Below are 12,247 nucleotides of genomic sequence, written 5' to 3' on the forward strand. Positions count from 1 at the left end.
ATCGCGCCTGTTACCGTGATGTGTCAGGGCACCGGGAGAACACCATGAGCTATCGCACCCTGCTGAGGGACCATCGGGGGCTGATGGGCATCGCCGTGCTGGCGATGTTCTCGTCGAGCCTGGGGCAGAGCTTCTTCGTCGGCCTGTTCCAGGCGCCCATCGCCGAACGGCTGGGCTTCTCCGCCGGCGAGTTCGGCACCGCCTATTCGCTGGTCACCCTGGCCGCCGGCTTCGCCATGCTGCGCCTGGGGCCCGCCATCGACTGGGTGGCGCCGCGCCGCTTCGCGCTGGCCATCCTGGCGGCGCTGGGCATCGGCATCCTGCTGCTGACCGCCTCGCCCTGGTGGCCGCTGGGGCTGCTTGGCCTGGGGCTGGTGCGCCTGTGCGGCCAGGGCATGATGAGCCACCTCGGCAACACCCTGGCCGGGCGCGAGTTCGAGGGACTGCGCGGTCGGGCCCTGGGGCTCGCCGGCATGGGGCTGATGCTCGGCGAGACCCTGCTGCCGCCGCTGGTGGCGGGGCTGCTGGTGTGGCTCGGCTGGCGCGAGCTGTGGTGGGGGCTGGCCGCGGTGCTGGCGGCGCTGTGGGTACTCGTGCTGATGCGGGCGCCCTGGCCCGAGGCGCCCGGCGCACGCCCCGACAGGGCCGCGGCGGCGCAGGGGCCGAGGCCGTTTCGCGATGCACGCTTCTGGCGCCTGCTGCCGCTGCTGATGACCCTGCCGGTGGCCATGACCGGGCTGTTCATCTATCAGGCGCAGCTGACCTCGTCGATGGGCAGCTCGCTGGCGATCTATTCCCTGGCGCTGACCGGCATGGGGCTCGCCAAGCTGCCCGGCGCGCTGCTCGGCGGGCACTGGGTGGATCGGCTGGGCGCGGTGCGCCTGGCCAGGCTCTATCTGCTGCCCTTCGCGCTGGGGCTGGTGCTGGCGCTCACCCTGGGCGGCCATCTGGCGATCTGGGCGCTGATGGTCGGCGGCGGGCTCGCCATGGGGTCTCAGGAATCCATCGCCACCAGCCTGCTGGTGCGGCTGTGGGGCGCCGAACATCTGGGGCGGGTACGGGCCACGCTGAGCGCGGCCATGGTCTTCTCCACCGGCATCGCCCCGGCGGTGCTCGGCGTGGCGCTGGATCTGGGGGCGTCCTTCTCGCTGGTGCTGGCCGGCATGCTGGCGCTGTTGGTTGGCGGCTGGTGCCTGGCCCAGGGCGTGCTGCGTCAGGCCGCCGATACCTGACGGCCCAGCAGGCGGCTTAACAGGCGATCCAGCGACAGCGCGCCGGGGCCGCGCAGCAGCAGGGTCAGCAGCCCCGTGGCCCAGAGGCCGTGGGTGACCCAGGCATCGGGATAGACGAACGTCTGGATCACCAGCGTCATGAGCAGCAGGCCCAGGGCGGCCAGGCGGGTCGCCAGGCCCGCCCACAGCAGCAGCGACAGCCCGAACTCGGCCAGCGTCGCCAGCCAGGCGGCGAGCACCGGCGAGATCAGCGGCAGGGCGTACTCGTGCTCGAACAGGAAGAAGGTGCTCTGGGCGATCGAGAAGCCGTCGACCTTGGTCAGCGCCGAACGGAAGAAGACGCTACCGAGCACGATGCGCGCCAGCAGGGCCACGAGATCGAAGGGCAGCCGGTCGAGGGCCGGCTCGAGGCGGCGATAGTAGAGGCGCAGTGGCATCAGCAGCACGTTCATGGGGCGGCCTCCTCGTTCGGCTCGTCATCACTGGGCGCGGCATGGCGCTCGCACAGCGCGCCGAGGCCGAGCAGGGTGCCCAGTGCCTCGCCGGCCGCCGTCTCGCCGTGGGCCTCGGCGACCGTCGCCAGCGCGTCGCCCAGGGCCGCGCCGGGATGCTCCCGAAGCCTGCGATACAGCGTGGCGGTGACGGCGTCGATTGGCGTCAGCAGCACGCGCTCGCCGTGGCGCACCGCTAGCCAGTCCTCCTCGCCGGCGACGACGGGGTCGTCCGTCGCCTCGTCCTGCTCCAGTCGCTGCCACAGCGTGCCCACCGCGAAGCGACAGCGCACTCGCCGCGTGGCCGGCCGCGGCGTCACGCACAGGCGTGCCGGGTCGGGATGCTCGGCCAGCCGGGTGGCGTCCAGGGCCGGCGCCTCGGCGGCATGGCCGACGTCGAGCCGGGCGCGCTCCAGCCGGCAGACGTCGCTCGCGTAGCGATGGCCGGCCAGCGGCGGCAGGTCGTCCAGGAAGTCGGCGAAGCCGGCGCCGTAGCGAGATAACCGCGGCTCCCGGGGCAGGTGATCGCGGGCGTAGTCGCCGGCCGCGGCGGCGAAGTAGCGCGGGCCGAGCAGGGTTCGGGTATGGGGAAAGGCGGTGGCCAGGGCCTCGATCAGGCTCTGACGGACGTTGTTGCGATACACGTCGAGTCCCGCGCGCGTGCCCAGTTCGGCGGGCGTCTCGACACCGGGGGCGCGCAGGGCGGCGGCGAAGCGTCGCTGCCAGTCGGCCAGGGCGATCATGCCGGCATCCTCCTCGGCGCCTTGTCCCGTGACGCCTCGCCCGGCAGGGCGGTGGCGCGATGGGCACGGGCCAGCTCGGCCTCCTCGAGCCAGCGATCGAGCGTCGGCACGTTGGCGTCCCACTCGATCAGGGTCGGCGCCTCGGGGGCGGCGGGCGCCCAGCGGCGATACAGCGACCAGACGGCCTCGGTGACCGGGCCGCCGTGGTCGTCGATGCGCAGCGGCGGCTCGACGGCGGTGTCGAGGCTATGGCCGGCCAGGTGCATCTCACCCACGGCCTGCCAGGGCAGGGCGGCCAGGTAGGCGTCGAGGTCGCGCCCCAGGTTATGGGCGCAGATATAGGCATTGTTGAGGTCCAGCAGTAGCCCGCAGCCGGTGCGGGCCACCAGCTCGGTGAGGAAGTCGGCCTCGTCGAGCGTGTTGATCGGGATCGTCACGTAGAGGCTGGGGTTCTCGATCAGCAGCCGGCGCCCCAGCGCCTGCTGGACGATGTCGATATTGCGGGCGAGCAGCGTCAGGCTCTCCTCGGTGAGCGGCACCGGCAGCAGGTCGTTGTAGCAGTCGCCGTCGAGCCGGCTCCAGGCCAGGTGCTCCGAGACCAGCGCCGGCGATAGCCGATTCACCAGCTCGACCAGCCGGGCGAGGTGCGCCGGGTCGGGGCGCTCGGCGCCGCCCAGCGACAGCCCCACGCCGTGTACCGAGAGCGGATAGCGCTCGGCCAGTTCAAGGAGCTCCTCGCGGGCGGGACCACCCGCGCTCATGTGGTTCTCGGCATGCAGCTCCAGGAAATCCGCCGTCCGGGGGGCGGCGAGCAGCGCCTGTGCATGCTGCGGCTTGAAGCCGATGCCCACGGCATTCGGCGTCAGGGACGGTGACATGGCGATCTCCTTGTCAGCGCCGGCCCGCCGCGTGGCGGGCCGGCATGGCCATCAGGGACGCTCGATCTCGCTCAGGCTGCCCATACCGTGGGGCGTCTCGATGCTGGTGCAGGTGCCTTCCGGCACCAGCGTCCAGGCGTTGCCCTGGTAGTCCACGGTGGAGGTGCCGGCGCAGGTGGTGCCCGGGCCCGCCTTGCAGTCGTTCTGGCCGGCCAGGGCCACGCCGTAGCACTTCTCCATGGCTTCGTCGTCCTGGGCCTGGGCGGCGCTCATGGCGCCCGCCTGGGCGATGGCGGTGGTGAACACGGCAGCCAGCATGGTGGAACGCTTCATGGGATCTCTCCTTCTGGGTCGTCGGGTGCGCCTCGTGGCGATTCGCCTGATACGCCCTGCTCTGTCGTGGCGATGGGGAAAAACTTACAGCGCGACAATCGCACGACGATGTTCATGCCGCTGAAGGCAGAGGAAGCATGAATGCCTCATCATTCATTTGGATGATATTTCTGCTTTAGTTTCGAAGATTGGTTGATATTGCTATATATGTGAAAAACTTTGGTAGGCATGACGGGTCGCTAAGCCTTGCACTGCTGTAAGATCGAGGGCCTTTTTTTATCGACTTCAGGAGCGATGCCATGACCCTCCAGCGCCATGACACCAAGGCCCGCATGAGCCGGGCCGTGATCCACAACGGCGTGGCCTACCTGTGCGGCCAGGTGGCCGGCCCCGAGGCCCGCCAGGGCGACATCACCGAGCAGACCGAGAGCATGCTGGCCCGCGTCGATGGCCTGCTGGCCGAGATCGGCTCCGACCGCGAGCACCTGCTGACCGCCACCGTCTACCTCAAGGACGGCAACGACGTCGCGGCCATGAACGCCGTGTGGGACGCCTGGGTGCCCGAGGGCCACGCCCCGGCGCGTACCTGCGTTTGCGCGCCGCTGCCGGCCGACGAGCTCCGGGTCGAGGTCACCGTCACCGCCCTGGTAAAGGACGCCTGAGCCGGCGTTCGAGCAGCCGCTTCCTGAGCGAGCGGCCATGAAATGCTAAAAGGCCGACGCATCATGCGTCGGCCTTTTTCGTTGGCGTCACTGCCTGACGATCGGTTCAGCGCAGGCAGGGGTCTTCGAGCGGCACCTCCCGGGGCCTGAGCCGGCGCGAGAGGGCATCCACGGCGATGTTGAGCCCGGCGGTGACCAGCAGCAGGAAGGCCGCGGTGTCGAACATCAGGTACTGGAAGTTCTCGTCGATGTAGTAACCGAGCGTCGCCACCCCCAGCATGCCGAGGATCGCCGTCTCGCGCAGGATCACCTCGGCGCGGTAGTAGAGCAGCGCCAGCAGGCTCGGATAGACCCGCGGCAGCAGCTCGTAGGCCAGCCGGCCCGAGGCGGGCAGCCCCGGCATGCCGGGCTCCAGGCCGTCGGCGTGGCGGGCGGCGAGGAAGGCGATCAACGCGCCGTTGTGCAGCGCCAGCGCCAGCCAGGCGGGCAGCAGCGAGGGGCCGAGCAGCAGCAGGAAGACGAAGGCCAGCATCAGTTCCGGCGTCGAGCGCAGCAGCACCAGCAGCCCGCGGCCGGCCAGCCGGGTCGCCGGATGGCCGAAGTGGCGGCTGGCCAGCGGCCACAGCGCCATCGCCACCAGCAGCGCGCCGACGGTGCCGAGCAGCGCCAGCAGCAGGGTGTTGCCGATGGCCGGGCCGAGCTTGGGGATGCTCGCGAACCAGTCGACCAGCCCCGCCCAGTCGCTCGCCAGCAGCGGCGCGGGCCACAGGTCCTGGCTGACGAAGCGCCACAAGAGCCCGCCGTCCACCGCCGGCCAGGGGCCGAGCAGGAAGACGCCGCCGACCAGCAGCAGCGGCACCAGCCGCCGGTGGCTCCACCAGGGCAGGGTGGCGATCAGCAGGTAGAAGCACCACAGCAGGGCGCCGGCCTCGGGATAGCGTCCCTCGCGGAAGGCGGTCTCGAGCTGGAAGCCCAGCGTCGGCAGGCCGACGAAGCCCAGCAGCACGCTGGCGCGCAGGCCGCACTCGAAGCGGTAGCGGGTGTAGGCGGCGAGCTGGGTCCAGGCCAGCGGCAGCTCGGCGTAGAGGAAGCGCGACAGCCGGCCGACGCCGGGCGGCAGGGCATCGGCCGGCGCGCGCGGGGTCTGCTCGAGGATCTCGGCGAACACCTTGGCGAAGATGCCGGCGTAGGGAATCGCCAGCGCCGCCAGGGCGGTCAGCGCCGAGAGGCCGAACACCTGCAGGAACAGCAGCGCCCAGAACAGCTCGTGGATGGCGCGCACGAAGGCGCAGCCGGCGCGCACCAGCCGCGAACGGGCGAACAGCAGCGCCAGCGGAAATCCCAGCACCACGCCGGCCAGCGTGCCCCACAGCGCCACCGAGACGGTCAGCCCCAGGGCATGGAAGGGCGACTCGACGCCGGCGAAGTCCGGCCAGGCCAGGCCCTGGAGCATTCGCCCGAGTTCCGTCCACGGGTCGCGGGTGACCACCGACAGATCGGCCAGCGGCAGCAGCAGCACCGCCAGGGCGATCAGCGTCAGGGTGTGGCGGGCCAGGCGCGGGCCCGTGGCGCGGCCGGCCAGCCAGGTCGGCCGGCGTGGCAGGGCGATATCGCTCATGCGCGCCCCCGGGAACAGGGCAGGGACGCCGGCGAGGGCGCCGCGGGTTCGGGCGTCTCCCCGGGCGGGACGGTATCGTCGGCGTCCGGGTAGAGGGCGTCGAGGTCGGTCAGGCTCAGCGTCGACGTCGGGGCGTCGATCATCAGCCGGCCGTCGCGCACGCCCCAGACGCGGTCGAAGCGGGTCAGCGCCAGCTCGCGCTGGTGCAGGGCGATCACGCTGGTGGTGTGGCGTTCCTCGATCAGTCCCAGCAGGCGGTGGGCCTGGTGGGGATCGACGCTGGCCACCGGCTCGTCGCCCAGGAACACCTCACGCTGCTGGTAGAGCGCCCGGGCGATGGCGGTGCGCTGGCGCTGGCCGCCGGACAGCTGCCCCACCGGGCGGCGCATCAGCCCGTCCAGGCCGACCAGCTCGCACAGCGCGGCCACCTCGCCCCAGGGGCCGCGCAGCGGCCGCACCAGGTTCCACAGATTGGCCAGCGCCGAATGCTCGGCGAGCCGGCCCATGTAGACGTTGTGATAGACCGCCAGCCCCGGCACCAGGCCGTGGTGCTGCGGGCACCAGGCGACCGTATCGCCGAGCCGCGTGCGCAGGGCCGCCAGCAGCGTGGACTTGCCGGCCCCGCTGGGGCCAAGCAGAGCGACGCGCTCGCCGCGCGCCAGCCGCAGATGCACCCGGGGCAGCACCACCCGCTCGCCGTGGCCCAGATCGACGCCGTCGAGCGTCAGCAGTGTCTCGCCCGTGTCTGCCGTCGGCGCCATCAGCGCAGCAGGCCGAGCTCTTCCGCGACGTCCTCGATCGGCGCGTACATGGTGTTGTCGGCGGGGATGAAGGCCGAACGCGGGAAGCTGTCGAGCAGCTCGGGGTCGTCCATCGCCAGCAGCGCCTCGCGGACCCGGTCGGAGAAGCCCTCGCCGTAGCGCTCGTCGGCGTCGCCGCGCAGCGTCCACTGGTAGTCGGGGTAGCTCGGCGTGGTCCAGATCACCTGCACCTGGTCGGTGTCGACGCGGCCATCCTCCACCGCGGCGTCCCACACCGCGTAGTTGACCGCGCCCAGCTCGTAGGTGCCGGCCTCGACCAGGGCGATGGTGCGCGAGTGATCGCCGGAGAAGCCGACCCGCGAGAACAGCTCGTCCGGCGCCTCGCCGAAGCGCTGACGCAGGTAGTGCTCGGGCATCAGGCGCCCGGAGGTGGAGGTCTTGGAGCCGAAGGTGAAGCTCATGTCCTCGATCGCGTCGGGCAGCTCGTCCCCTTCTTCCAGCCCCGTCGACTGGTGGGCGATGAAGTAGGTCTCGAAGGCCGCGTCCTCGGCGCCCTGGGCGATGGCCTGGGAGCCCGGCACCAGGCGGCGCGCCTGGACGCCGGAGAGGCCGCCGAACCAGGCCAGCTGGACCTGGTCGTTGCGGAAGGCGGTGACCGCCGCGCCGTAGGACTTCACCGGCACGTATTCCACCTCGACGTCGAGCCGCTCCTCGAGGTAGTCGGCGACCTTGGAGAAGCGCTCGACCAGGCGCGACTGGTCCTCGTCGGGGATGGCGGTGAAGCGGAAGGTATCGGCGGCCGCACCCTGGGCGAACAGGGCGAGGGCGGCGGCGGAAGCGGCGATCCAGCGCATGGGCGGTCTCCTGGAAGGAAGCGGAAGGGGGTTATTGTTGTGGCTGGTGGCGGGCATGGCAAGCCTGTCGTCAGGTAACCATTGGACCAAAGGCGCATGACGCGAGGCCCCGGAGCGGCTAGACTCTGTGGCCATAAATGTCTGACATTTCGTCCGCGACGTCCGAGGCGCCGCGACCCCGTGAGGAACCATCGATGAGTCTCGAGGATCTGGGCCCCCACCTGGGCGATGCCGACGCCCTCGCCCGGCGGCTGGCTCGGGCGCTGCTCGGCGGGCGCTGGCAGCCCGGCGACGCCTTCCCCAAGGAGCTGGACATCGCCGCCCACTGCGCCGTCAGCCGCAACCTGGTGCGCAACGCCCTGGCCAGCCTGACCGCCGCGGGCCTGCTCGAGCGCACCGCCGGGCGCGGCACCCGGGTGCGTGAGGTCGGCGACTGGCATCTGCTCGATCCGCAGATGAGCGACTGGCTGGTCGGCCTGACGCATCCCCAGCCGCAGCTGGTGCGCGAGCTGCTGGCGTTCCGCTACTCCGCGGAGCCGGTGGTGGCGGAACTGGCCGCCCGCGCCGCCGGGGACGACGATCTGGCCCGCCTCGAGGCGGCCTTCCGCGGCATGGAAGACACCGCCGATGCCTCGGCGCTGGCCGGCCAGCACGTGGAGTACGACGTGGCCTTCCACGAGGCCATCTACGAGGCCAGCCACAACCTGATCTGGCGCCAGATGGGGCACCTGCTGCGGCCGTCGATCCTGGCCTTGGTGCAGCACTCCCAGCGCCCTGCCCGCGGCGACGACGGCCTCGGCGACAGCCTGGCGCGTCACGGCGCGGTGCTGGAGGCGATCAAGGGCGGCGACGGGCCGCGTGCCGCCCGGGCCGCCCGCGAGGTGCTGGGCCGCACCGCCCGCGACCTGGGCGTCGACACCGATACCGGCGCCCGCGCCGACTGAGTCGACGGATTATCCACGGTCGCCCTGCGGCGGCCGTTCACGCTTGACCGTTCATGTTTTCAGAAAGGAGCCATCCATGAAGATCACCCGACTCAAGACCTGGCAGGTGCCGCCGCGCTGGCTGTTTCTCAAGATCGAGACCGACGAGGGCGTCTACGGCTGGGGTGAGCCGGTCATCGAAGGCCGTGCCGCCACCGTCGAGGCCGCGGTCCACGAGCTGTCCGACTATCTGATCGGCCAGGACCCGCACCGCATCGAGCACCTGTGGAACACGATGTACCGCGCCGGCTTCTACCGCGGCGGGCCGATCCTGATGAGCGCCATCGCCGGCATCGACCAGGCGCTGTGGGACCTCAAGGGCCGCGACCTGGGCGTGCCCGTGCACCAGCTGCTGGGCGGCGCCGTGCGCGACAGGATGCGCATGTACGCCTGGACCGGCGGCGACCGGCCGAGTGACGTGGGCGAGGGCGCCAAGGCGCTGGTCGATCAGGGCTTCACCGCCTTCAAGATGAACGGCACCCCGGAGCTGCAGATCGTCGACAGCCATCGCAAGGTCGACGAGGCCGTGGCGCGGGTCTCCGAGGCCCGCGAGGCGGTGGGTCCGGACGTCGGCATCGGCATCGACTTCCACGGCCGCGTGCACCGGCCCATGGCCAAGGCGCTGCTGCGCGAGCTGGAGCCCTTCCACCCGATGTTCGTCGAGGAGCCGGTAGCCCCCGAGCACCTGCCCAGCCTCAAGCACATCGCCGGCGGGCTCGGCTATCCGCTGGCCACCGGCGAGCGCCTGCATACCCGCTTCGAGTTCCGCGATCTGCTGGCCGACGGCATGATCGACATCGTCCAGCCCGACCTGTCCCACTGCGGCGGCATCAGCGAGGGCCTGAAGATCGCCGCCCTGGCCTCCGCCCACGACGTGGCCATGGCCCCGCACTGCCCGCTCGGCCCGCTGACGCTGGCCACCTCGCTGCACGTGGATGCGGTCAGCCACAACGCCTTCATCCAGGAACAGAGCATGGGCATCCACTACAACAAGGACAACGACGTGCTCGACTACCTGGTCGACAAGTCGGCGCTCAGCATCGAGGACGGCTTCTGCGCCATTCCCCAGGGGCCGGGGCTGGGCGTGGAGATCGACGAGGCCTTCGTCGAGGAGCGCGCCAAGGTGGGCCATCGCTGGCGCAACCCGGTGTGGACCCATGACGACGGCTCCATCGCCGAATGGTAAGCGAGGCCGAGATGAGTGAATCGATTTCCACGCGGCTGGCCTGGGTCGCCGTCGACTGGGGCTCCAGCAACCTGCGCGCCTGGGCCATGGACGCGGGCGGCGCGGTGCTGGCCGAGGCCGAGGCCGCCCGCGGCATGCTGGGCCTGGCCCCGGCCGACTATGAGCCGGCGCTGCTGGCCGTCATCGGCGACTGGCTGCCGGCCGAGGGCCGCATCACGGTGCTGGTATGCGGCATGGCCGGGGCTCGCCAGGGCTGGCGCGAGGCGCCGTACCGGCCGGTGCCCACCGCGCTCGACGCCCTGGCCGAGGGCGCGGTGAGCCCGGCCGTCGAGGACGCACGCCTCGACGTGCGTCTGCTGCCCGGCCTGTGCCAGGGCGCGGACGCCGGCGGCTTCGACGTGATGCGCGGCGAGGAGACCCAGCTCGCCGGCCTGGCGGCCCTCGAGTCCGGCGTTTCCGGCCTCGTCTGCCTGCCCGGCACCCATGCCAAGTGGGCGACCCTCGACAGCGGCCGGGTCGAGCGTTTCCACACCTACATGACCGGCGAGCTCTATCGCCTGCTGGCCGAACGCTCCGTGCTGGCCCACTCGCTCTCCGAGGACGACCTCGAGGACTCGGCCTGCCGCGAGGCCTTCAGCGCCGCGGTGGCCGAGGCCGCCGCCGCGCCCGAGGCCTTCACCCGGACGCTGTTCGGGCTGCGCGCCATGGACCTGCTCGACGACGCCCTGCCGGATGGCGAGGCCCGCGGCGCCGTGCTGGCGGCCCGGCTCTCCGGGCTCGCCATCGGCCTGGAGCTGGCCGGCGCCTGTGGCGAGCTGGCCGCAGGCCAGAGCGTGCGGCTGATCGGCGTCGAGGCGCTGTGCCGCCGCTACGCCCTGGCGCTCTCGGCGCTGGGCCACTCAAGCGAGATCATCGCCAACCGGCGCGCGGTGCTGGCCGGCCTCGGGCTGGCTCACGCCGCCCTCGCGCACGATGCCCTTGACCATGACTGAACAGGAGTCTTGTCCCATGTCCCTTCCGCTGATCGGTATCCTGCGCGGCATCACCCCCGACGAGGTGGTCGAGGTCGGCGAGGCGCTGCTCGCCGCCGGCCTCGACCGCCTCGAGGTGCCGCTGAACTCCCCCGAGCCGCTGGAGAGCATCCGTCGCCTGGCCGAGGCGCTGGGCGATCGCGCCGCTGTGGGCGCCGGCACCGTGCTGACGCCCGAGCAGGTGCGCGACGTGCATGCCGTCGGCGGCCGGCTGATCGTGTCGCCCAACTGCCGCCCAGCGGTGATCGAGGAGACCCGCCGGCTGGGCATGGCGTCCTATCCCGGCATCGTCACGCCTTCCGAGGCCTTCGATGCCCTGGATGCGGGCGCCACGGCGCTCAAGCTGTTCCCGGCGGTGCAGGTCGGCCTCGAAGGGATGAAGGCGGTGCGCGCGGTGCTGCCGGCGGGGACCGAGCTCTATGCCGTGGGCGGCATCGGCGTCGACAACTTCGCCCAGTGGCGGGCCGCCGGCGTCGACGGCGCCGGGCTCGGCAGCGCCCTCTACCAGCCCGGCCTCGGCGCCGAAGAGGTCGGCGAGCGGGCGCGCAAGCTGGTCGAGGCCTGGCGGGCGGCGCAGCCATGAGCGGGGCGCGAGTGACTGGGGGCGTGCGCACGGCGGTGGCCAGCGGCTGCGAGCTGGGCGAGGGGCCCCAGTGGCACGCGGCGTCCGGCCGCCTGGTGTGGTGCGACATCCTCGGCAAGCGGCTGCACTGGCTGGAGGTGGAAAGCGGCGAGACCGGCGTGATCGACCTCGATCACATGGCCTCGCTGGCCGCGCCGCTGGACGACGGCGGAATGCTGGTGGTGGGCGAGGACCGTCTGAGCCGTCTGGATCTCGCTAGTGGCGCGATTGAGCGGCTGATGGGTTTCGAGGGCGACAACGCCGTCACCCGCAGCAACGACGCGCGGGTGGATCGTCACGGCAGCCTGTGGCTGTCGAGCATGGGCAAGGGCGCCGAAAGCGGCGCCGGCAGCCTCTACCGGCTGCATCGCGGCGAGCTTTCGCGGCTCAGGAGCGGGCTGACGATTCCCAACGCGATCTGCTTCTCGCCGCAGGGGGAGTTTGCCCACTTCGCCGACACGGCCCGCGGCATCGTCTATCGTTGGGCGCTGGACGCCGAAGGCTGGCCGGTCGGCGAGCCCGAGCCCTGGGTGGACGTCACTCAGCGCGAGGGCAATCCCGACGGCGCGGTGATCGACGCCGAAGGTGCCATGTGGCTGGCGCTGTGGGGCGCCGGCAAGGTGGTGCGCCTGGACCGCGAGGGCCGCGAGATCGGCGCCATTGTCCTTCCTACCTCCCAGCCCTCCTGCCCGGCCTTCGGCGGCCCGGGGCTGGCCTCGCTCTACATCACCACCGCCCGCGAGGGCATGAGCGCCGAGCAGCGGGCCCGCGAGCCCGGGGCCGGCGACCTGTTCGTCGCCGAGCTTGCGGTGCGGGGGCTCGCCGAGCCGACGCTGCGGCTCGGCTGAGCCCT

The 12,247-nt window shown here is 71.8% G+C and carries 14 protein-coding genes; 7 read left to right on the plus strand and 7 right to left on the minus strand.

Annotation, left to right across the window (positions count from 1 at the left end; translation table 11 throughout):
• Window positions 1–44: 44 nt before the first annotated feature.
• Window positions 45–1,232 carry an MFS transporter gene (locus tag QWG60_RS03540; RefSeq protein ID WP_146907828.1) on the plus strand — a complete coding sequence of 396 codons (1,188 nt, stop codon included), beginning with the start codon at window positions 45–47 and terminating at the stop codon, window positions 1,230–1,232.
• Here QWG60_RS03540 and QWG60_RS03545 read toward each other — a convergent pair.
• Genes QWG60_RS03545 through QWG60_RS03560 form a run of 4 tightly spaced genes read right to left on the minus strand, consistent with a single transcriptional unit; the run spans window position 1,214 to window position 3,677 of the window.
• A complete protein-coding gene (locus tag QWG60_RS03545; protein WP_046079272.1) occupies window positions 1,214–1,684 on the minus strand; it encodes a DoxX family protein in 471 nt (156 codons plus the stop codon). The genes QWG60_RS03540 and QWG60_RS03545 overlap by 19 nt on opposite strands.
• Window positions 1,681–2,466, minus strand: a complete 786-nt coding sequence (locus tag QWG60_RS03550; protein WP_146907830.1) for an HvfC/BufC N-terminal domain-containing protein — start codon at window positions 2,464–2,466, stop codon at window positions 1,681–1,683. Before QWG60_RS03550 ends, QWG60_RS03545 begins: the two co-directional genes overlap by 4 nt.
• A complete protein-coding gene (bufB, locus tag QWG60_RS03555) occupies window positions 2,463–3,344 on the minus strand; it encodes an MNIO family bufferin maturase (RefSeq protein ID WP_246124629.1) in 882 nt (293 codons plus the stop codon). The genes QWG60_RS03550 and bufB overlap by 4 nt, the downstream gene beginning before the upstream one ends.
• A 51-nt stretch (window positions 3,345–3,395) precedes the next feature.
• Window positions 3,396–3,677: a BufA1 family periplasmic bufferin-type metallophore gene (locus QWG60_RS03560; protein WP_046079270.1), complete on the minus strand. Its 282-nt coding sequence runs from the start codon at window positions 3,675–3,677 to the stop codon at window positions 3,396–3,398.
• A gap of 299 nt (window positions 3,678–3,976) precedes the next feature.
• On the opposite strand from QWG60_RS03560, the gene QWG60_RS03565 reads away from it, so the two are divergent.
• A complete protein-coding gene (locus tag QWG60_RS03565) occupies window positions 3,977–4,339 on the plus strand; it encodes a RidA family protein (RefSeq protein WP_107182224.1) in 363 nt (120 codons plus the stop codon).
• Window positions 4,340–4,445: 106 nt separating this feature from the next.
• On the opposite strand, the gene QWG60_RS03570 is transcribed toward QWG60_RS03565, so the two are convergent.
• From QWG60_RS03570 to QWG60_RS03580, 3 genes are read right to left on the minus strand one after another with little or no spacing between them, the layout of a single operon-like run.
• A complete protein-coding gene (locus tag QWG60_RS03570; RefSeq protein ID WP_186810043.1) occupies window positions 4,446–5,957 on the minus strand; it encodes a PhnE/PtxC family ABC transporter permease in 1,512 nt (503 codons plus the stop codon).
• Complete coding sequence (locus QWG60_RS03575) at window positions 5,954–6,718, minus strand: ATP-binding cassette domain-containing protein (protein WP_146907832.1); 765 nt, start codon at window positions 6,716–6,718, stop codon at window positions 5,954–5,956. The genes QWG60_RS03570 and QWG60_RS03575 overlap by 4 nt, the downstream gene beginning before the upstream one ends.
• Window positions 6,718–7,572 carry a putative selenate ABC transporter substrate-binding protein gene (locus tag QWG60_RS03580; RefSeq protein ID WP_146907834.1) on the minus strand — a complete coding sequence of 285 codons (855 nt, stop codon included), beginning with the start codon at window positions 7,570–7,572 and terminating at the stop codon, window positions 6,718–6,720. The genes QWG60_RS03575 and QWG60_RS03580 overlap by 1 nt, the downstream gene beginning before the upstream one ends.
• Window positions 7,573–7,766: 194 nt before the next feature.
• Between QWG60_RS03580 and QWG60_RS03585 the strand changes: the two genes are divergently transcribed.
• The 5 genes from QWG60_RS03585 to QWG60_RS03605 all read left to right on the plus strand — a co-directional run bounded on the left by QWG60_RS03585 (window position 7,767) and on the right by QWG60_RS03605 (window position 12,242).
• Window positions 7,767–8,516 (plus strand): FadR/GntR family transcriptional regulator, encoded by a 750-nt coding sequence (locus tag QWG60_RS03585; protein ID WP_046079266.1) that lies wholly within the window; start codon window positions 7,767–7,769, stop codon window positions 8,514–8,516.
• Window positions 8,517–8,592: 76 nt separating this feature from the next.
• Window positions 8,593–9,741 (plus strand): galactonate dehydratase, encoded by a 1,149-nt coding sequence (dgoD, locus tag QWG60_RS03590; RefSeq protein WP_146907836.1) that lies wholly within the window; start codon window positions 8,593–8,595, stop codon window positions 9,739–9,741.
• A gap of 11 nt (window positions 9,742–9,752) precedes the next feature.
• The gene (locus tag QWG60_RS03595; RefSeq protein WP_146907838.1) at window positions 9,753–10,733 is read left to right on the plus strand and encodes a 2-dehydro-3-deoxygalactonokinase; all 981 of its coding nucleotides are present in this window, start codon (window positions 9,753–9,755) and stop codon (window positions 10,731–10,733) included.
• 16 nt (window positions 10,734–10,749) lie between these two features.
• Entirely contained in the window at window positions 10,750–11,355 is a 606-nt protein-coding gene (locus QWG60_RS03600; protein WP_146907840.1) for a 2-dehydro-3-deoxy-6-phosphogalactonate aldolase, read from the plus strand.
• Window positions 11,352–12,242: an SMP-30/gluconolactonase/LRE family protein gene (locus tag QWG60_RS03605; RefSeq protein WP_146907842.1), complete on the plus strand. Its 891-nt coding sequence runs from the start codon at window positions 11,352–11,354 to the stop codon at window positions 12,240–12,242. Before QWG60_RS03600 ends, QWG60_RS03605 begins: the two co-directional genes overlap by 4 nt.
• Window positions 12,243–12,247: the final 5 nt, after the last annotated feature.

It is taken from the genome of Halomonas halophila (genome assembly GCF_030406665.1).
GTDB classification, from domain to species: domain Bacteria; phylum Pseudomonadota; class Gammaproteobacteria; order Pseudomonadales; family Halomonadaceae; genus Halomonas; species Halomonas halophila.